The organism is Candidatus Neomarinimicrobiota bacterium, assembly GCA_036476315.1.
In the GTDB taxonomy this organism is placed as follows: domain Bacteria; phylum Fidelibacterota; class Marinisomatia; order Marinisomatales; family S15-B10; genus JAZGBI01.
Genome location: JAZGBI010000045.1, coordinates 1 through 19078, shown reverse-complemented (window position 1 = coordinate 19078; position 19078 = coordinate 1). Strand labels below are relative to the sequence as shown.

The 19078-nt window shown below is 51.2% G+C and carries 14 protein-coding genes and 1 tRNA gene; 7 read left to right on the top strand and 8 right to left on the bottom strand.

Translation table 11 applies throughout. The features are described from left to right. Positions 1 to 4: 4 nt before the first annotated feature. The 3 genes from V3U24_04530 to yidD form a co-directional block, all read right to left on the bottom strand. On the bottom strand, positions 5 to 3334 hold the full coding sequence (locus tag V3U24_04530) for a type II CAAX endopeptidase family protein (GenBank protein ID MEE9166713.1): 3330 nt from the start codon (positions 3332 to 3334) through the stop codon (positions 5 to 7). 113 nt (positions 3335 to 3447) lie between these two features. Next, positions 3448 to 3519: transfer RNA gene (locus V3U24_04525), tRNA-Thr, on the bottom strand. Positions 3520 to 3702: 183 nt separating this feature from the next. Beyond that, entirely contained in the window at positions 3703 to 4350 is a 648-nt protein-coding gene (gene yidD, locus V3U24_04520) for a membrane protein insertion efficiency factor YidD (GenBank protein ID MEE9166712.1), read from the bottom strand. A 73-nt stretch (positions 4351 to 4423) separates the two neighbouring features. On the opposite strand from yidD, the gene V3U24_04515 reads away from it, so the two are divergent. Together V3U24_04515 and V3U24_04510 are read left to right on the top strand one after the other, a co-directional pair. Then, positions 4424 to 5938: a multiheme c-type cytochrome gene (locus tag V3U24_04515; protein ID MEE9166711.1), complete on the top strand. Its 1515-nt coding sequence runs from the start codon at positions 4424 to 4426 to the stop codon at positions 5936 to 5938. 6 nt (positions 5939 to 5944) lie between these two features. After that, the gene (locus V3U24_04510) at positions 5945 to 6280 is read left to right on the top strand and encodes a hypothetical protein (GenBank protein MEE9166710.1); all 336 of its coding nucleotides are present in this window, start codon (positions 5945 to 5947) and stop codon (positions 6278 to 6280) included. Positions 6281 to 6334: 54 nt separating this feature from the next. Here V3U24_04510 and V3U24_04505 read toward each other — a convergent pair whose 3' ends face one another. Together V3U24_04505 and V3U24_04500 are read right to left on the bottom strand one after the other, a co-directional pair. Next, positions 6335 to 9511 carry a cyclic nucleotide-binding domain-containing protein gene (locus V3U24_04505; GenBank protein ID MEE9166709.1) on the bottom strand — a complete coding sequence of 1059 codons (3177 nt, stop codon included), beginning with the start codon at positions 9509 to 9511 and terminating at the stop codon, positions 6335 to 6337. A gap of 32 nt (positions 9512 to 9543) precedes the next feature. Beyond that, positions 9544 to 10014: a DUF5362 family protein gene (locus V3U24_04500; GenBank protein ID MEE9166708.1), complete on the bottom strand. Its 471-nt coding sequence runs from the start codon at positions 10012 to 10014 to the stop codon at positions 9544 to 9546. Between the two features lie 952 nt (positions 10015 to 10966). Here V3U24_04500 and hppD point away from each other — a divergent pair. From hppD to V3U24_04480, 4 genes are read left to right on the top strand one after another with little or no spacing between them, the layout of a single operon-like run. Then, positions 10967 to 12052, top strand: coding sequence for a 4-hydroxyphenylpyruvate dioxygenase (hppD, locus tag V3U24_04495; GenBank protein ID MEE9166707.1), 1086 nt, complete (start codon positions 10967 to 10969; stop codon positions 12050 to 12052). A gap of 13 nt (positions 12053 to 12065) precedes the next feature. After that, positions 12066 to 13052 carry a fumarylacetoacetate hydrolase family protein gene (locus V3U24_04490; GenBank protein ID MEE9166706.1) on the top strand — a complete coding sequence of 329 codons (987 nt, stop codon included), beginning with the start codon at positions 12066 to 12068 and terminating at the stop codon, positions 13050 to 13052. A gap of 12 nt (positions 13053 to 13064) precedes the next feature. After that, positions 13065 to 14222, top strand: a complete 1158-nt coding sequence (locus V3U24_04485) for a homogentisate 1,2-dioxygenase (GenBank protein MEE9166705.1) — start codon at positions 13065 to 13067, stop codon at positions 14220 to 14222. A gap of 3 nt (positions 14223 to 14225) precedes the next feature. Next, a complete protein-coding gene (locus V3U24_04480; GenBank protein MEE9166704.1) occupies positions 14226 to 14849 on the top strand; it encodes a flavin reductase family protein in 624 nt (207 codons plus the stop codon). Between the two features lie 73 nt (positions 14850 to 14922). On the opposite strand, the gene V3U24_04475 is transcribed toward V3U24_04480, so the two are convergent. The 3 genes from V3U24_04475 to V3U24_04465 form a co-directional block, all read right to left on the bottom strand. Beyond that, entirely contained in the window at positions 14923 to 15855 is a 933-nt protein-coding gene (locus V3U24_04475) for a hypothetical protein (protein MEE9166703.1), read from the bottom strand. Positions 15856 to 15934: 79 nt separating this feature from the next. Further along, positions 15935 to 16444: an NYN domain-containing protein gene (locus V3U24_04470; protein ID MEE9166702.1), complete on the bottom strand. Its 510-nt coding sequence runs from the start codon at positions 16442 to 16444 to the stop codon at positions 15935 to 15937. Further along, positions 16441 to 16659: a hypothetical protein gene (locus V3U24_04465; GenBank protein ID MEE9166701.1), complete on the bottom strand. Its 219-nt coding sequence runs from the start codon at positions 16657 to 16659 to the stop codon at positions 16441 to 16443. The genes V3U24_04470 and V3U24_04465 overlap by 4 nt, the downstream gene beginning before the upstream one ends. Positions 16660 to 17823: 1164 nt before the next feature. Between V3U24_04465 and V3U24_04460 the strand changes: the two genes are divergently transcribed. After that, positions 17824 to 19078: histidine kinase dimerization/phospho-acceptor domain-containing protein (locus V3U24_04460; GenBank protein ID MEE9166700.1), on the top strand; the 1255-nt coding region annotated here is incomplete at its 3' end.

The following is a 19078-nucleotide window of genomic DNA, read 5'->3' as shown; positions in this document are numbered from 1 at the left end:
GGGATTAACTCCGGCCTTTACGCAGGCTTTCGTACCAGAAGACAGAAAACAGCCCGGTTAGGGTGATGGCAAGGATGGTACCCGGCAAGGACGCCGGGTGAGCTCGATAGACACTGTCCCCTGCTTCACCCATAATCATCATCGTCCCTACTATGAGTGGGACAAGAGCCAGGTGAAATCTCAATACAAAGAGGTAGGCCAGAAGTAGAAGTGCCCCCAGCTCGAGGCCAGAAACGATCCAGAACCAGAGGTTGTCAATGGATCCAGAGCCGGTGATGATGACTCCCATAAATACCAGAGCAGCTGACGCGGTCACTTTCTTCTTCGTCCATCCCCTGGTGAAACGATCCATCGTAACGAAGATGATGAGCAGAACGGTGGTGGCTGTAACGTACTGAACTACCGGTTGCATCCCTGCCGCCAGGAAGGGGATATAGCTGCCCAGCGACGCATATTCTGCCCACCTGGGTTCCAAAGAAGGTGCAACGCGGGCTATCAGAGAACTCACTCCTAACGCGAAGGCACCGGAGGAGATTCCCCAAACGGCGGCCCTGCCCCAGTCGAGGTCAGGCTCTTCCCTTTTCCAGTTGTGAATCAATCCAATGAGAAGGGCTACACCGATGGAGAGGAAGAGAATCCCAAGAAGAGGAAATGCAATGGCGGTGAACATCTGGTTCGATACCGGCTCCGCGGTTGAGAATCGGGCCTTTGTGGCTGGCCAGCCATTGATTATGCTGATAACCCCCAATCCAAACAGAACGGTTCCGAAGGCGGCAAAAACACGGACAGAAAAGTCCTTCCTACTCCACCTGACCACCGCTCCAACGATGCCTGTAACCAGGGCGACGATGAGAATAATGCTGCAAAAGAGCACGAGTATTCCTGTCAGGTTATTGCGATTTCTCTCTCCCCGGGCCCAATCTTCAGGCACGTGCACATATTTTCTGCTGTCCCCGATGTTATCTCCGCTAATCTCTATCGCAATCCTGGCCTCCCCCTCGCTCAAGGGGTAGTTCACCGTATCCGCAAAGGTAAATAGCCAGTCGCGCCGGTTAGGACGCCTCGACTCCTCAGCCGATACCTTCTTAAGCTTCGCGGGATCCATCCCGTACAAGTTTTCAATAGCTGTGTGAGCGAGGATTCTTGCCTTCTCTTCTGAAAGGGAGGCTCCCTCCTGTGCCTCCGGGAGCTGATGACGAATTCTGAAAACCTCCCCGTCACCCGCCACGAACGCCTGGAACTCTTCAGCCCTCTCCGCCACGTCCCCTTCAAACTGGACAAAACGAATTCTCCAATGGGGGGGCTCCAGGTGCTCACCCATGAGTTCTTCGTAGAGTTCTCTCCCCCCCGTCTGCCAGACAAAGCGGTCACGCTGATCCACCCGGCCCTCGATTCCATTCAAGGTCCGTGCATTCTCCGGCAACTCCATGCCTGTTTCAGAGAGGGCTTCTTCAGCCAGCGCGGTGGCATCACCACGGGAAATGGTAAGACGGGGAGCATCGGTGCGGAAATCTGTAAATCCAAACCAGAGGACCAGTCCCACGAGTCCCGCCAGCGGTACGAGCCGGACTGTTGCCGGACCTGGAGTCTCTCTCTTCGGCCATTCCAACGGTTCCTTTACCACCCGCTCCTTTTCGGGTACGGCCCACGCTCGATTGTAGTCTGTTTCAGAAATCCTACGCCATTTGCCCGCCCGGAGTCTTATTCCAAGCACGACGAGCAGAGGGATCAGGGAAGCGAGCACGATCGTGAGTTGATTCAGCCAGGTCCCGGGAGCCGATGAAACGAACAGAGGCATGGCAAAGGCCACCACATCGACCCCAAAGTGCAGTATGACAGCGGGGAGGAGGCCGAAAAACAGGTAGATCAATCCAAACCCAATTGACGGAATAATCAATTCAACCAGGCGCGCGTAGGCGGGCTGGGTGGGATAGTTGGCATGAGCGGCGCTGAAGACGAGGGCCTGAAGTACGAATGCCCCTGCGATCCATGCCTTTCTGTGGCCAAATCTGGTGCCAAGGAGTGCCGCTCCCGCAATGGGCACGGCCCGGAAGAGACTTTCCTCGAGGAAACCTGCCTGAGCCGAAATGGCAATGGATGAGAGCCAGGGGAAATAGGTGGCCAACACATCCGGTTGAAACAGTGCTTCAGACGGCGTCCACCAGCCAAGGACTTTTGTGGAGAAAAAATAGAGTCCCACCTCATAAGTCCAGAAGACACTCACGAGAAGATAGCCTGCCACTGTTCTACCCAGTACGGGGAGAGAATTCGCAACACCCCGGGACCAAAGTCGCCACTGTTGAATGTGGTGAGGGAATGCCTTCCTCGACAGGCTTTCGGCGGCCATGAAGGCGAGGGAGACGATAACACCGAGAGAGATAAAACTTATGACGAGAATCGCGATCTGTGTCAGCAGGAAGCGGCTGGCAGTGAGGGCAGTGTCATAGCTCATCCACGTCAAAGGCCATCGATTGATTCCTTCGAGAACCTGAAGGAATGAGATCACAAACCCCCACATTATCGGCTTCCGCCAGAGAATCCACCTCTTTCGGAGAAGCAGGAACACTCCGATTATGCATCCACCGAGTATGTAAAGGAGTCCCACGACCACGACAGATATGGCGGCAATCGTATTGTTGGCTGAGCGCATCTCCTGGTGACGCCGGCTAAAAGCTTCAGGGATTTTCACAAAGTGGGTCAACATGGTAAGCTTATCTCCACCGATGACCATTCGAAGTCGATATTTTCCCTCACCCACCTGCACGCCTCGCCGTTCCCACACAAAAGTGTGGTCGGTTCGTCCTCCAGGAAGCGTTTCCTGAGACTCCTCGACTCGTTCGTAGTCGTTCAGATCAATTCCCCACGTATCCTCGGCAGTGCGCACGGCAATGGAGAGGGCCGAATCAGTAGTTAGACTTGCTCCCGGTTCTTCCTCGTGGAGTTTTTCCACGAACCCATGCGGTGTTCCCCTGGGTGTAAACCGAATCAGCGTTTCATTGGTTTCGCCTTCCCTGAAATGTCTGATACGCCACGTGTAGGGAGAATAAAGATCCTCCTCCAGCATTCTGGCGAAAGCTTCCGTTCCCCCCGCTTCAAGCTCCACAAAAGTCTGAGTCTGTCTGTCCAGCTGAAAGGACGCGGCCTGTCTGAATTCTTCTGGTCCCCAGTTGTGCTGAAGAGCCAGTTCCCGGGCGGAACGAAGAGCCGCTTGACGATCCATTTGAAGATCGAGTGTTACAAGCGGAAAGGCCTCAGGAAAATACCTTACGGTGAGTCCGATACACGTGACGGAGAAAAGGGTGAGGAGGATCCAGAAAACCGGTCTTTTAAACATTGGACCTGAGATTAAGAACTCTATCGTGGGACCCTAAAAACGACCCGGGGGAATGCCCTAGCGAAACTGGGGCGATCCCATCACTATTCCGGCATAAAGGGTCCTGGTACCAGAGCCACGGGAGGGATTTGAACCCCCGGTCTGTCGATTACGAATCGACTGCTTTACCCCTAAGCTACCGTGGCGAATTCTTGAAAACCTGTCGTTGCGCTGCTCTACTCCCGATCTCCATCGGGAAGTTATGGTGGCCTTATTCCTGCCATCAAGTCGAAAACGGCTCTGTCGGGACTTTACCCCTAAGCTACCGTGGCGAACGCAGACAAACTTACCAATATATACAGTCACTTCACCCGTGATTCTTGCGGCGCTCAACGCATCTTTGCCGTCGTCCTGTAAGCGCCAAGGATTTCCCCTGAATAGAAAGCTGCAGTGACAAGTCCGAAAATCGCCGTCTCAAACCTTCTTTCGCGCTGATGGCTCACTCGCGTGACGTTCGCGGCTAGAACGACCGTGAGGAATCCGAGAATACCGTCCCAGGTACGTCCTGCATAGATCCGGCCAGCTCCCGGGATGAGGGTAGAGAACGCCGAGGCAAGCAATGGGGATTTGTTCCCATTGTTCTCTGCAGCAAAGGGTAAGGCCGGGACGGGATCGACGATGCGACCATCGGGATGAAACTCCCCAGGTGTCTCGCGAAGATGATAGTGATGGGCGAAAGGATTACACCGTACTATTCGATCCGAGGCCAGGGCCGTTCCCAACAGCACCCCATGTTCTGAAATACTCCCGGCGGCGTAGTTGCTGCAACTGGGGTAGTACTGGCATTGGATGAAGGGGACATTATAGCTGAATCTCTGCCAGAGGGAAATGGGCAGGACGAAGGCTTTTCCTATCATGGAGACTTCATTTGAGGAAACGAGGGTATCTGCAGGATAGATATCCTGGCCGAAGACGGAAGCAGTGGTCGGCAGCAGTGGCAGTAGCACAATCAGGTAATGCTTTCGAATGAAGAACATGGATTAACTTAGACAGAATTGCCTTGAATTGTATTCTCTTTTCCTTCATATTCTGAGAAGCTCCCTCGACCGGATGAAGAGACTAATGCCCCCCCGCTTTATCCTTCCAATCCTTTTCATTATCGCTCTTCTTATTACGACTGCCCCTGCCGCCAGCATCTACATTCTCTACACAAACAATACCAATGGAGCCCTGGAAAACTGTCTTTGTCCCGGGAAATCGTACGGATCCCTGGAGAAGCGTGTTCTCTATATTCGGGAGTGGCTTGAAGAGCACCCCAACACGGTACTTCTTGACGCCGGTGACTTTCTTTCTGCCACCCGGAACACCTTGAAGGACAGTATGGCCTTCAGAGTTTATGAATTGATTCCTTACGATGCGGTGGGTCTTGGGGATCAGGAGTTCTTCCGCGGCGTCAATTTTCTTTCGGGTCTGATGGAGACTTCTGATCTTTCCTTTGTGTCAACGAATCTTGCGAAACCGAATCTGCCGCGCATAAGCAGGGAACTCACGGTGACCCGGGGCGGCATGACGTTGGGCATCCTATCCGTTATGGATCCCGAAATCTTTCGCTTCTATCCCCAGCATGTTACGGAAGCTGTAGACATTACGCCTTACGGGGAAATTCTTCAGGACCGCGTTACCGGTCTCAGGGACCGCGTGGATCTCCTCGTTGTTCTTTCGCATCTCGGGATCGATAAAGACCGGGAATTGGCCACATCAGTCTCCGGCATCGACATCATCATTGGCGGTCACACCCAGACAATTCTGGAAGAACCCGAGAAATTGGGCAACACGCTCATCGTCCAGGCCGGAAAAGATGGCTACTTCGTGGGCCAGCTGGAACTGGTGTTTGACGAGAGAAAAAACCTGGAGAGCTACGAGGGTGTACTGGTGCCCATGGATATCGGACTACCCAACGACTCCACGGCGGTGGCCATGATCGTGGAGTACAACCGGCTCATAAGAATTCGGAGCGGGAGCCGTGTGGAACGAATAAGCCCCATACCCGTTTCCTTTCTAGCAACGTCTTCAGAGCTATGCGGAACGTGCCATGCCAGTGAACTGGAGCATTGGCTCACGACACCCCACGCATCCTCCTTCCAGGTATTGAAGGGAGAGCATAAAGAGAAGAGTCCCGACTGTCTCGTTTGTCACACGACGGGATTTGGCCGGGATGACGGATACCTAAACTACAACATCACAGCGGAACTGAAGAATGTCAACTGCACGGAATGTCACTGGATGCCCGTGACACACTTGAAAGAACCTGACCATTATCCTTCTGGCTCCATCGAGGAGGTCCAGTGCATCCGTTGCCACGACCAGGAGAACAGTCCGTTGTTTGAATTTGCCGCATTCGTCTCGAAATTAACGCATCCTGTTAAGGTGGCTAAGGAGGAGTCCCGTTACGTTCTCCACCGTGTAGAGGCCGGGGAGACGCTGTGGCACCTCGCAGAGCGTTATCTCGATGACGGTTTTCGGTGGAAAGAAATATTCGATCTAAATAAGGGGGTCATCGAAAATCCTGACATGATCCATGTTGGAGAGTCTTTGAGTATCCCCGTTGACGCGCGTGAGAAGTGATGGTGGATGGATTCGATAATCGATAAACTGACTCAGAACCCGGTCGTCCTGGCGGTGGTTGTCGTTCTAGCCCTTTTGGTCGTGTTTGCGTTCATCAAGCGCCTGATAAAATTCGCACTATTCTTGGCTGCCCTTCTGGTTTTGTACTTTGCCTACCTCATTCTGACGGGAAAGGAAGTTCCCACAACGCCTCAGGAGTTGAAAGAATCGGTGGAGCAAGAGGTCGAGGGGGTGAAAGGTGCCATCACTAAGAAGGTGGGTGACCTGGGTGAGTCGGTTAAGGAGAAAGCCGTGGAAACCGTCGAAGAAAAAACTGGCGAGATACTCAAGGGAAAACCTTGAGTGCCTCAACCCAACAGGTAGCCCAGCAGGTTGGGAGCCTGTAAGGTATTTACCTCAGGCAATCGCTTCCCTCAATCTTCGCGTTAACACCCTGACGATTCCCTGCATAATCTCCACGCGACTCGCCATGAGATCATAGAAATCCTCTCCGTGGATTCCCAACAGAACGGTTTCCTCAAGGGCGGAGGCGGAGGCGGATCGTGGTTCCTGATCCAGAAGGGCCATCTCTCCCACAAATTCACCTCTGGAGAGGACGGCTACCTCTTTTTGCGTTCCACTTTTTTCCCGGGACTTGTGAACGCGGATCTGTCCATTCATGATAATGAACATGGAATCCCCTACATCCCCTTCGTCGAATACCGATTCACCGGCACTCAGCCGCCTTTCTTCTGAGATCTGGGCGACGCGAGCTACCTCTTCTCCAGAGATTTCCTGGAACAGGGCTACCCCTTTCATAAAAATAGTCTTTTCAAGCGTTGAGTACATGGGCATCTCCTTCAATATTAGTTTTTCCCATTGAAAGTCTGGCATCTGTCGCAGCGATGATTCCTGCCGATTCCAGTCTTGAGTCATGACCTCCTTGTGTAACATGGAATCGGAAGAACGCATCCAATCCGACTCATGTTCCCATTCGCTCAGCTCCAGTATGTGCACCATCTTATTCCTCAAAACGTAGTCCAGAGCAATTACAGATATCCATTCGTTTCCTGAGCGGAGCCATTCTGCCAGTGTTTGTTCCAGGGACACCTGAATATGAGAAATCCTATCCTGGGATGGAGCGTCATCAAAAAGGGGCAGGATTCTTTCCCGATCATCATGTGACATCAGGTTATCAAGCATTTCCAGCACATTCGCCCTGGCTCTCAAATCACCCGAGGACAGACGGTGTAAGAAAGTTTCCACTGGACTGTCAGGGAAACGGAGGAGACTGAGCTTCAGGATCCACTTTCTCTGCTTCTCAAGTGTTACGAGCAGGTGGTCTTTTATCAGGATGGCGGAGTCGTTCCCTGTAAACCGGGAAAGCAGGGCTGCGTGAGTGTGGGAAGACTGAATGAATCCATCTCGAACCGTCTCAATGTCGGTCAGCTGATCCTCGGTAAGTCCTTCGCGCCGGGAGATTTTCACCAGGGCGTTTACGATTTCTTCTGTCACCGTCTCTTCCCCATCGTTCAGCATCCGTATAACCGGGTCCACCGAAGGGCCCCTGCCGAATTTCCCCAGGGCTCGTATGATTCCTGCCGTAAGCGCTGTGGATGCTCTCGTCTCAGGCAGTCTTTCGATAAGAGTGGATGTTACCTCGTCTGGATCAAACGATCTCAGTGCGTCGCGGGCTGAGAACATTGTTGCAGGATCCCCAAGATTGTTTACAAGAGAGGGTATCAGAAGGGGATTTCCGCGCTGGGCAGCCAAGCCGATGGCGAGATTCCGAACGTCGGTAGAATCGTCTTCAAGTAGTGTTGCCAATCCCTTGTCAGAGACGATGGCGGGGATGTGACCAACCGACTGAAGCGCGGCAATCTGGATATCGTTGTTTGGGTCGTAGAGCATGCTTTTCAGAATTGAGTTGGCCCTGGAAGCATTGTTGACTCCCATCAACAGAATACCCGCGGCCGCTCCTGACCGTCGTCGGTGAATGTTCGAGGAAAGCATGTCCCGGAGAGCCGGAAGGCCATGTGTAAGCTCCCGCTCGCCACAGGCGACCATAGCTTCAGCGGCTACACCATCATCTTCGGAATGCATCAGAGACAGTATGTCCTCATCGGATACCGCGTCGCTGTTTCTCCTTGCTAATTCCAGAATCTTCTTCTGAACAATGGGTGATGTTCCTGGAAAGACCTTTCTCAAATCGGCTGACCACGGCGAAAGAGAAAGGTCCTTGATGCTATCGAGAGCAAAAAGCCTCTGATGATCATCCCCTTCCATGATGGCTTTTCGAACAGTTTTGACAATCAGGGGATCGGTGACATCGATTTCCAATGACACAAAATCGAGAGACCGCTTTTCGATGGCTTTCTGCAACTGAGTGAGGTAACCGTCCCTCAACTTGAAATTGGCGAGGATCCAGACGATCAAGAGGAGCAGAGAAGGTACACTAAGAAATCGAACATCGAGGAAAGTCATCATGCCGATGATGAGGAAACCGGACAGGGCCTGAGCACTGTTTTTCATGGTACCCTCGATGAACGGCTTGGCCCGCCCTGTCTCCCCGGCAGGCACGGGAAGCCACAATAGCTGGCTGGCCGAACCGTGGACCGTGTATCGGAAGATTTGATCCCCTGCCCGCGTAATGATCGCGGAGAGAATCACGGGACTAATCAGGAGCATGATGTTCCCTGTCACAAGAGCAGCAGGAAGGAGCATGAGTCCCCAGAGAATTCCGAACCTGGAGAGTAATCTTCCTGTCACGAGGAACTGCATAAGAATGGATGCTACGCCAATGATGCCATACAGTGATCCGAACAGGCTTGCCAGGGAGGCCTCATTCAGGCTTTCACTCGCTATGATTTTCAGCTGATAGTCAACCAGAGTGGCCACGAGCGTTGAAATTCCCACAGTGAGTGTGAGAGTCCTGAGGTACGGATTTCGAAATGGATGCCTGGAGGCACGTTCCTCCTGGTGTCGCTTCGTGCGAGGAATTGACAGACCGGAGATAAAAGGGCGGAGCGTGTAAATCATGCCGAAACTCGCCAGGATAAACCCCGCCGATATCATCAGGAGATAATCAGTCCCCCAGGTATGAACAAACGGTCGTATGGAAAATCCAATGGCAGTGCTGGCTACAGCTCCTCCACTTCCTATGATGCCAAACAAACGTTTGGCCTCTCTTGTAGTGAACGCTCTACTGGCCAGAAGCCAGAACTGGATCGTCGTGAGAGTGCTAATTACTTCCATCCAGACGTAGAGGAGGGCATAAACACCCGGGAGCTTCAAGAAGAACTGCAGGACGATAAGTGACAGGCTGGCTATGCCATAGGTGGCCAGGACAGTTGGGATCATGGCGAACCGGCTGGCCATCCGGGTATAGAAAGAAACCGCGGCGCCCACGACAACGGCCACCGCAATGAATACGTGGGGCAGATAGTCTGGACTAAACCTGCTAAGAAAAAAAGTATCCCTTGCAGTCCTCCCCACGACGAGAGCGGAGATAAGAAGAAAAAAGCAGAGGAAGAATCGAAAAACCCTGGTTCCTTCACTACTCTTGATCTGAAGCAGTTGGTAAGGGAACTTCACTGGGGATTGGGTGAAGTCAGAATATGCAACCCTCAGGCCGATCTGGGAGTCATTGTTAGGACGAAATGATTGATGTTTTCGTTCCAGATTTCCCAGAACCCGCTGCCGAAAGCGAGGATCCAGATAACCGCCACCACTACAAAGGCGATCAGGAGAATAAGCAGAAGACCATTGAGGAAGATATACGACCGCAGTTTATGCAGGGCTTTCGACAGAAGGGAGACGGACGGATTATTCAGAACGTTGCGGAAATGGGAGGAGGCTGAGAGGAGTCTTGAACCCATGACAATGAGAAATACTCCGACGACAACGGCAGGGATGATAAGAGCAATAAGTGCCAGACAGAGGAGAGTCCCGGTAATCATGTTCATGATACCCACAATCCGTCCCCAGAATACGAGTCTTAAAAGGATCAGCCGGAGTTCATTATCGAGAGGAATGGATCGGCTCTGTTCCTGCGTACCCGGAGGAACGGAAGGTAGGATAGTCTCGGTTGTATTCATTGGAGGTGAAAGCAAATTACGAAACCGAGTTTCCATACCCAAGGGCTTGGGATTAGTGGGGAAGCATGTAAAATCTTGCGATCATTGTCCAATCTGAACACGGCCCCGTGAACTTCCGTTTTCTTAAACACCCCACACACTCTCGTGGCGGAAATATCTCGACCGTGTCTACGGCCTCGGGAGCCAATTAAACTCGTCCGGCAGCTGCCGGACTCAAACCCCGTACGTTCGCACGCTCACTACGGGACAGTAATTGGTTCCTATCCTCGGTCTTGCTAACTCCTATCCTGGCTGAATTGTTTTAAGGCCACTGATGGTGCCGATGAATCGGCACCAACAAGGAGACCTTGGCTTTTCTGTCGCATGAGGAAAATGCAGCACGTTCTTGGCTGACGTGAGCCGAGGGGGACAATCATTTTCTGACTGCCCCGTAGGGAGCTTGCGACCATGTCGGGGTCTGACCCCGATAACAATCGGGAGGAGTTAAAATGATTGCCTCGGTGAGCAAGTCAGCCGCGCCGGATCTTTCCTTAGCGACGATTCTTTTCATCCTTTTCTTTTAAAGAAAAGAACAGGAAAAAACACTTTCTGTTCACCGGAGAGATCAAAATCCATCAACAAACCGGCTACAGCAAAACCACAAATTTCTACATGCTTTTGTCCAGAAGGAGAGGTGGCAAAAGGTGAGATTTTCTCCAGTCACTGTAATTCTACTCTGCCTGGAAGAACGATCCGCCGTAAATTTCATTGTGACATTTCTGGGATAAGTTTTCCGCAGGCTGAGTTAGAAACTCTTTTCACCAGGCCGTTACGGCCATTTGAGAAGCAGGGAAACCGTCAGGTTAGCCCCACGGTATTCACATTACCGTTCACCCGGCAGACGGAAATTGAGAAATACTTTGAAGCTCCAACGCCGGGTTTGTAAATATAGAAATCGAAAGGAGTAGATATCATGACTGAGTTCGCGATCGAGGCATTCGATCATGTCTCATTTTACGTTTCCAATGCTAAGCAAGCATCTCATTTTTACCGATGGGCTCTGGGGTTCCAGCCTGTGGGTTACCAGGGGCTGGAAACCGGGTCCCGTGACAAGACGAGTTATGTGATGAAGCAAAATGATATCACGTTCGTTCTTACGTCCCCTCTGGACGACACTGGTCCTGTGGGGGAACACATCAAGAAACACGGAGATGGGGTAAAGGATGTAGCTTTCCGGGTTGACAACGCGCAAGCAGCGTGGGAAGTTACGATGGAACGAGGAGCGGAGTCAGCGTATGATCCATACACCCTCGAGGACGACAACGGGAAGGTCACGCTGTCTGGAATTAAGGCCTACGGTGATACGATCCATTCGTTCGTACAGCGGCATGACTATCACGGTTTGTTTCTTCCTAATACCCGGAATCTGGATTTCGGTGCCACAGAAGGTTTCGGGCTTAAGTACATCGATCATGTGGTGGGAAATCAGGAAGAGAATTGCATGAAGTCCGTCGTCGAGTGGTACGAAAAAATCATGGGATTTCACCAGTTCTGGTCCGCTGATGATAAGGATATAATGACTGAGTATTCATCTTTACGGTCCATCGTGGTGTCCAACGAAAACGACACCATAAAAATTCCCATCAATGAACCGGCACCCGGATTGAGGAAATCCCAGATTCAGGAATTCATAGATTACTACAAAGGTCCCGGCGTTCAGCACATCGCCATGTTCACGGACGATATAATCGCCACGCTGGGGGAACTGCAATCCCGGGGAGTGGAATTCTTAAAGGTACCAAGGGACTACTACGAGGAAGTTCCCGGCAGGGTGGGAGAGATAGATGAGGATCTTGACGTTCTCGCGGACCTGGGAATTCTTGTGGACAGAGACGAACAGGGCTACCTGCTACAGATTTTCACTCAGCCCGTTCAGGACCGGCCCACCCTGTTTTACGAGATCATTCAACGCAAAGGTTCTCAAGCTTTCGGAAAAGGGAACTTCAAGGCCCTCTTTGAGGCCATCGAACGGCAGCAGAAAATGAGGGGCAACCTGTGAAAGGAAAAACCACATGCGCCTGCTGACTTATTCGACACAAGGCAGGGAATCTCCGAGAGTGGGATTTCTCCAGGATGGATGGGTAGTGGACACAATTCGGTCAACAAGGTGGCTGAAAAAGAACCGTTCAAGTTCCGAAGATTTTGACAAAATCTCCCTAGGCATGAGGGCAATTCTCGCTGACTGGAACCATCAGTTCGCCCGGGTCCAGAACCTGGCCGGGAGGATCCTGAAGGAAGATCTCTCAACCTTAACGGTGGACAACACTCCTGTTGCCGTTAAGGAAGCCTCGGTTCATTTTCATCCTCCGGTACCCGATCCCCCTACGTTCAGGGATTTCTACGCCTTCGAGAGGCACGTGAAGGCTGCCCGGGAAAAGAGGGGGCTTGAGATGGACCCCACCTGGTACAAGATCCCTGTTTTCTACTACTCCAACCCCACCAGCCTTTACGGTCACAGAGCGGAAGTCCCGAAGCCAGCCGGGACGGAAGCCCTCGATTTTGAGCTTGAATTGGGCATTATTATTGCCGGTGGCGGAAAGGACATATCGGCCCGGGAGGCCCAGAAACTAATTGCAGGTTTTACGATCATCAACGACTGGAGTGCCCGGGACATTCAACGGGAGGAAATGGCACTCAATTTGGGTCCCGCGAAGGGAAAGGATTTCGCCACGTCAGTGGGACCCTACTTGGTTACGGCGGACGAACTTGAAGATAGCTGGAAGGATGACACGCTGGATCTTGAAATGAAAGCGTTCCGGAATGGAAAAGAGGTCTCCAACGGAAATGCGAATGATCTTTATCATTCATGGGGCGCAATCATCGAACGTGCATCGTCCAATACTCGCCTGTTGCCTGGAGATCTTCTGGGATCAGGAACGGTGGGAACAGGATGTATTCTCGAGCTTCAACCCGAAAATGTGGGCGGTTGGCTGAAGAGAGGAGACGTTATGAGACTGGAGATTGAAAGGCTGGGGGCTCTCGAGAACACGATCGTTTAAGGAGAAATCATTATGCCATATTATGTCCAGAGGGGCTCTGTCCCCCCCAAACGCCACACCCAATTTCGTCAACCTGACGGCTCACTGTACCGGGAAGAACACATAAGCCGGCAGGGCTTTTCTGACATTTACTCAAATGTGTACCACATCCATCCTCCCACCCAGGTGGTCAGAGTTGGAGAGTTGAGGCCAGTAGAGACAGAGGTGTGGGAAAAGCCCCACAGGCATCACCATTTCCGGACGGCCGGCGTCAATTCAGAAGGAGATGCCATCGGGAGCCGGAGACTGCTTCTCTTCAATGAGGATGTGCGCCTTCAAAAAGCTCATCCCGGTGAGTCCATGGCCGGTTTTTACAGAAACGCCTGCGGGGACGAGGTGATCTTCGTTCACCGGGGGTCAGGAACTCTTCACTCCAATCTGGGCATGCTCAAGTTCGCCGAGGGAGACTATATCGTTATTCCCCGGGCGGTCATCTGGAAATTGGTTCTGGATGGTCCCTGCCGGTTTCTCATATTTGAGACGACAGGCCCTGTGGAAACACCGGGGAGATACCGGAATCGCCACGGTCAACTGAAGGAGGGGGCGCCCTATTACGAGCGGGATATCCGCGTTCCCGAGTTTGTTGAGCCAGAAGATGAAGAGGGGGAATTCGAAGTAGTGGTGAAAGTTCGTGATGGGCATCAAAGCTACTTCTACAGGAATCACCCCTTCGATGCGGTGGGATGGGATGGGTACTACTACCCGTGGATCTTCAATATAAAAGACTTTGAGCCAATCACGGGGAAAATCCATCAGCCGCCACCTGTCCACCAGACATTTCAGGCTTCTGGTCTCGTGATATGTTCCTTTGTTCCACGCCTGTTTGATTTTCACCCCGATGCAATTCCGGCCCCCTATTCACACAGCAACGTGGATTCCGACGAGGTTATCTACTATGTTGAGGGGAATTTCATGAGCCGGAAAGGGATGGAGGAGGAGTCGATTTCCTTTCATCCTCCCGGCCCGCCGCACGGCCCCCAACCCGGGAAGACGGAAGACTCTATCGGGTTGAAAGAGACGTCTGAATTTGCCGTCATGATGGACACGTTCAAACCCCTTAAGGTGGCTGCGGCCTGCGAGGAGATAGACGATGCGGAATACAGCCTCTCCTGGCTTGAAGATTCGGTCTGATTGGTGATCATAGACCCCAAAGACCAGGATTTCTCAGCGACTCAAAAGCTGATGATTGGCTCCATTTTGCCAAGGCCCATAGCTTTCGTTTCGACCCTGTCAAAAGACGAGGTTCCTAACCTCGCTCCTTTTTCCTATTTCAACGGTGTCTGCTCGAATCCACCTACCATCGTGTTTGCACCCTCCAGAAGGGGATATGATGGGAAAAGCAAAGATACGTTGAACAACATCCGGCATACTGAAGAGTTCGTCGTCAACATCGTTTCCGAGAAGTTTGCCCGCCAGATGGTGATGTGTGCCACCGATTTTGATGCGGACGTGAACGAATTCGAAATCTCTGGTCTTACGCCAGTCCCTTCGATGAAAGTGACTCCCCCCCGGGTAGGCGAATCCCCCATAAACTTTGAATGCAAGCTGAATCAAATCGTGGAAGTGGGTGACGGCTCGCCAGGGAGCGGTTTTCTCGTAATTGGAACCATCCTGCTATTTCATGTTGATGATGAGATCTATGAAGACGGTCACATCAATTTGGAAAAACTCCAGCCCATTGGCAGATTGGCGGGCCATCGATACGCGAGAGTCACAGATACCATGGAGATCGTCAGGAAGATTAGACCCGACGATTGACATGGGACGTCACACTTTACGGTAGGAGATTTCCGCCAGCCTGGCCCGTTTGTGGGATGTTATGGGAAGGAATCTATCCCTTGTAGAGAAAAAGTCCGCGATTGTCGTGGAAAGTAGCGTATAAATCTTCCATAGAATCGATCACATAGTATCGGTCCTGAATGTCAGAGTAATCGAAGCGCGTAAGGACCACCTCTTCAATATCAAACGGCAATAGCCTGGACACGTCAGACTCCCCGCGACTGCATACCACGACGTTCATCACCTCATCGTAAGACGAGATGATTCCCGAGCCGTAGATTTCGTGATCCATGTCATTGGGCGTTTGTCGATAGTGTAAGGAGTCGTCCTGTTTCTTCATAACGCCGAATTCGTAGCTCCACCAGGCAAAGTTCTGAAGCCTTTTCAAATTGTGAGCCACCAGTTCCGGTCCAAGTTCATATTTATCTGTAATGAGATCAAACCCCAGTTGTCCGATTTCCGCAAGAAAATCGCTGTAAGGCTTGTTCATGAGAAGTGGGCAATGCCCCCGGACATCGTGAAAAATATCCGGTTCCGGAGTGTATTCGTCCCTATTCTGAACAGTCTGCCCTGCGTATTTCTGCTCAAAGCGCCGAGACTGGCGGATGATGTCGGTCACAGGGAATCTCCGCTGTGAGTTCAATTGGAAGAAAAGATATTCGTTCAGAAACCCGGCCACGGGTTGCAACTGCCAGCCAGTTTCGGCGTCGATTCTTTGGGACAACTCATGAAATTTGGGCCACCGGCCACTCGACAGTTTCAGTTCTTGAAGTCCAACCAGGTACTCTTTCGAGGCATACTTGTCCAGAGGTTGAATGAGTCTGTCAAACAGCCGCTTCCAGATCTCGCGCTCCTCCAGGGTAATCTCCTCATACTTCTGGCTGATTTCAGAGGAATCATGCTCGGTGAAGATCTTGATACCGCCAACTGCCTGAGGTTTTACGTTTTGAAATAGGTGGTCGTACCTGGTGTATTGTTCAATCATAATGGTCTAATCTGGAGATCGCGTGTCCGTTGTCAAGAAAAAAATCCTTCTAACACCTTTTCCGGGAATCTGGATAGAGTCAATCTTTCTGCCTTCGTTTCTCCGCCAGCGCCTTTTTCATCTCGGTCTTCCACCATCTGACCTGAGGGGGAGTCAAATATCCCGGTTTTTCATCGCCTGAGCCGGGCCTTTCTCTTTCTCCTTTTCTCTTCCGGGAAAAGAGGCGGGTGAACTTCACAGGTGTCAGGGTGCGGCACCCTGAGGCCGCCACCGCTCGGAGGATCCTTCGGTCTCCCGTGACTACGATGGACTGTCGGCCCTTGTGTTTTTCAGCATCCCCGATGATCACAGTGTCGGCAGATCGGGCCTCACCGCTGAATTTCAGGGAAATTCTTTCAGAATCTTCCGGGGGCTCCCAAGGCGGATTTCCGTCGAAGGCGAGTATGATCTGTACCGACTTGGACTCGGCATAGGTTTTCAGATCGTGATACAACGTTTTGAGGGCGACGGCGTAGTCCCTCTGGAGGAGCTCCTCGTACTGCGGCACGCCGTTCATCAGGTTATGACCATCAACAATGTATCGAATCATCGCAGTTCAAAAACGATGTAGAGGCCCACTATCACGAGAGCCAGAACGATTATCAGTCTCATTAGGAGGCGGCTCTGTGACTGAAAATATCCTGACACAGGGCCCCTGATTTTCCTGAGCTGTTCCTTTGTATTCTTGGTGAGAAGAAGCCTGGACCCAAAGACGATGACAGCGAAGAGAACAAGGAAAAGTCCCAGCTTAGTGAGAACCTCCATTAATTGCTCATTCTCCAGTTTTCATGAACAGTCCTGCCCTTCTGTAAATTCATGTTATTCTAAGGGAGAATGAGCTAGAGTGCAACTGTGATTTTGTGGACCGAATCGGAGGCTCGCCATGGGTTTCGCCGGGGCCTGACCCCGCTGTTAGCGGGACCGGCCGCCGCCTTTGGCGGGACAGGCGACACAAGGATTTTCAGTCCCTTTGCGACCCGACGAGAACTCAAGAATTTCCAACAGCTTTCCAACCGAAGCTATTGGAAAAAAGTCCTCAAAAACCTTCAGAGAGATTGCACGAAAAGCGTTGAAAAAACGACGGAAACGGTAACTTTCCACGAGTTTATTCCTTCCTTTCAAATCAAAAATAACCAAACCAAGAAATCTTGTAAGGCTCTTTTACTAATTATGGAAAAGCCAGCAAATCAAAACCGCATTATGCTTTCCAAGGGACTTTTCCTTCAGCGAAAAAACCGTGGGGGGTGGGGAGTTTATGATATGAAGTCGACACTCATTGTCGCACAGTTTTTCTGAATTGGAGGCTGGGAGTTAGTCTTTCTGTCCTCTCTCCTGCCCTCTGCAGGAGCAAATTGGACTTCTAAACTATCACAATTCCCATGTTTGGAGCATCATTGACGGGATAGTGGACAAGACCAGCCCCCATTCTTTGGACCGCGTATCGCCTAACTGGTCTGATTAATTCCTCTGTCTGTTGACCGACAGACCCGGTTCCCAAAAGACACGTAAACTTGTAGAGGAAATCGGAAGCGGAGGGTAAGTTCGACCACCCAAGTAACAAGAATCTTAGTGACATTGCGGAGAGAGACAAGAAGATGACAGCCCTAACCTGATCTATTCATGAGTTTTCATGAATAGATCACCCGTTCCCGTATTCTACGGAATCTTCGACGGGCCGCATGTCCCGGATATTTAGTGACTTGCGGGGTACACCCCGCCGAAGGCGGCCTTCGGTGGATAATTCATCAGAATGAATATTAATCTGGTACAAGTGTTTATTATTCTTTTCCATAAGCAATATCAGAATAATGATGATGAATTATCCAGGCTAAAAAGATTTTCAGGTAACAGTCACTGGCTCTTACGAGCGGCATTGGCAGGAAGATTGGTCTTGCCAGAGTATAACCGAGATACCTTAGGAGAAAAGATATGAGGAAGAGTTCAGTATTCGGGAAAATCTCAAAATCAAAACGTGAGAAGAGATTCCCCCTGGTCTTATACTATACAATTGCCAGTATAGTCGTAGTTTCGCTAGCCTCATTTCTGGTCAACTATATCTTCACTAAAATGGAATTTGAAAGGCTACTGCAAGTAACCGAGAGGAGAGCAATCCAAGAGGCTGATCACCTAAATACTCTCCTTACCTATCAGCTGATGCTCCGACCGTCTGATGCTCAGGTGCTGAGTCTGGAACGTCTCTCGGATGCAACCGCAATGGATTCAATTGTCCAACATCCCAGCATACCTGAGAATATTGCATTCTTCTCAGTCCTGGACCATGACCGACTGGCTTTGTACAGCACCATTCAGGGAACTCGGGGTACGATTCATGCTCATCACCCTGGCTTCGAATTGAAAAGGTATGGGCAATACAGTACAGGTCTGATCGATATGCCTATGGAAAATGGCGAAATCGTCAAACTCTTTGAGATTTACAGGTCAATTTATGCTAACCCCCACGACATGAAAAATCCCATTGGTATCCTAAAAACCTATCATTATTTGGAGGAACCAGGAACAGTATTCATGCTGGCAACTACCAGCGAAAAGATCTTGGCCACGGTCAGCACCATGGGTAGTCTGTTCCTGGTGCTATTGGGAATAGTCATTCATGGACAGAAGGTTATTGACCGTAGCCACCTATACCTGGAGAAGCAGGTCGCTAATCGAACAAAAGAACTGTCAGAGACCAACGAAAAGCTGGTTACTCAAATCAGTGAACGCAGGCATGCAGAGGAACAAGTCCGTAAACTCAACGAAGAGCTGGAGCAGCGTGTCAAAGAGCGTACTTCTGAGCTCGAAGCCGCTAACGAAGAACTCGAGTCATTTTCTTACTCAGTCTCGCACGACCTGCGGGCGCCGCTTCGCTCTATAGACGGCTTCAGTCAAATCCTTCTGGAGGACTACGGAGGCCAATTGGACGACCAGGGGAAAGACAGTCTTCGGCGGGTGAGTTCCTCAGTTGAGAAAATGGCGCAGCTTATTGATGATTTGCTGGAGTTGTCACGAGTGACGCGCAGCAAAATTACGCTTGATAAGGTCAATTTGACTGCGATGGCAAAGGAAGTGGCAGCACAACTCCAGGAGACAGATCCAAAGCGTGAGGTTGACTTCATGATCCATGACGGGCTGGACACGAAGGGAGATTCTCATTTGCTGCGACTGGTAATGGAAAACTTCATTG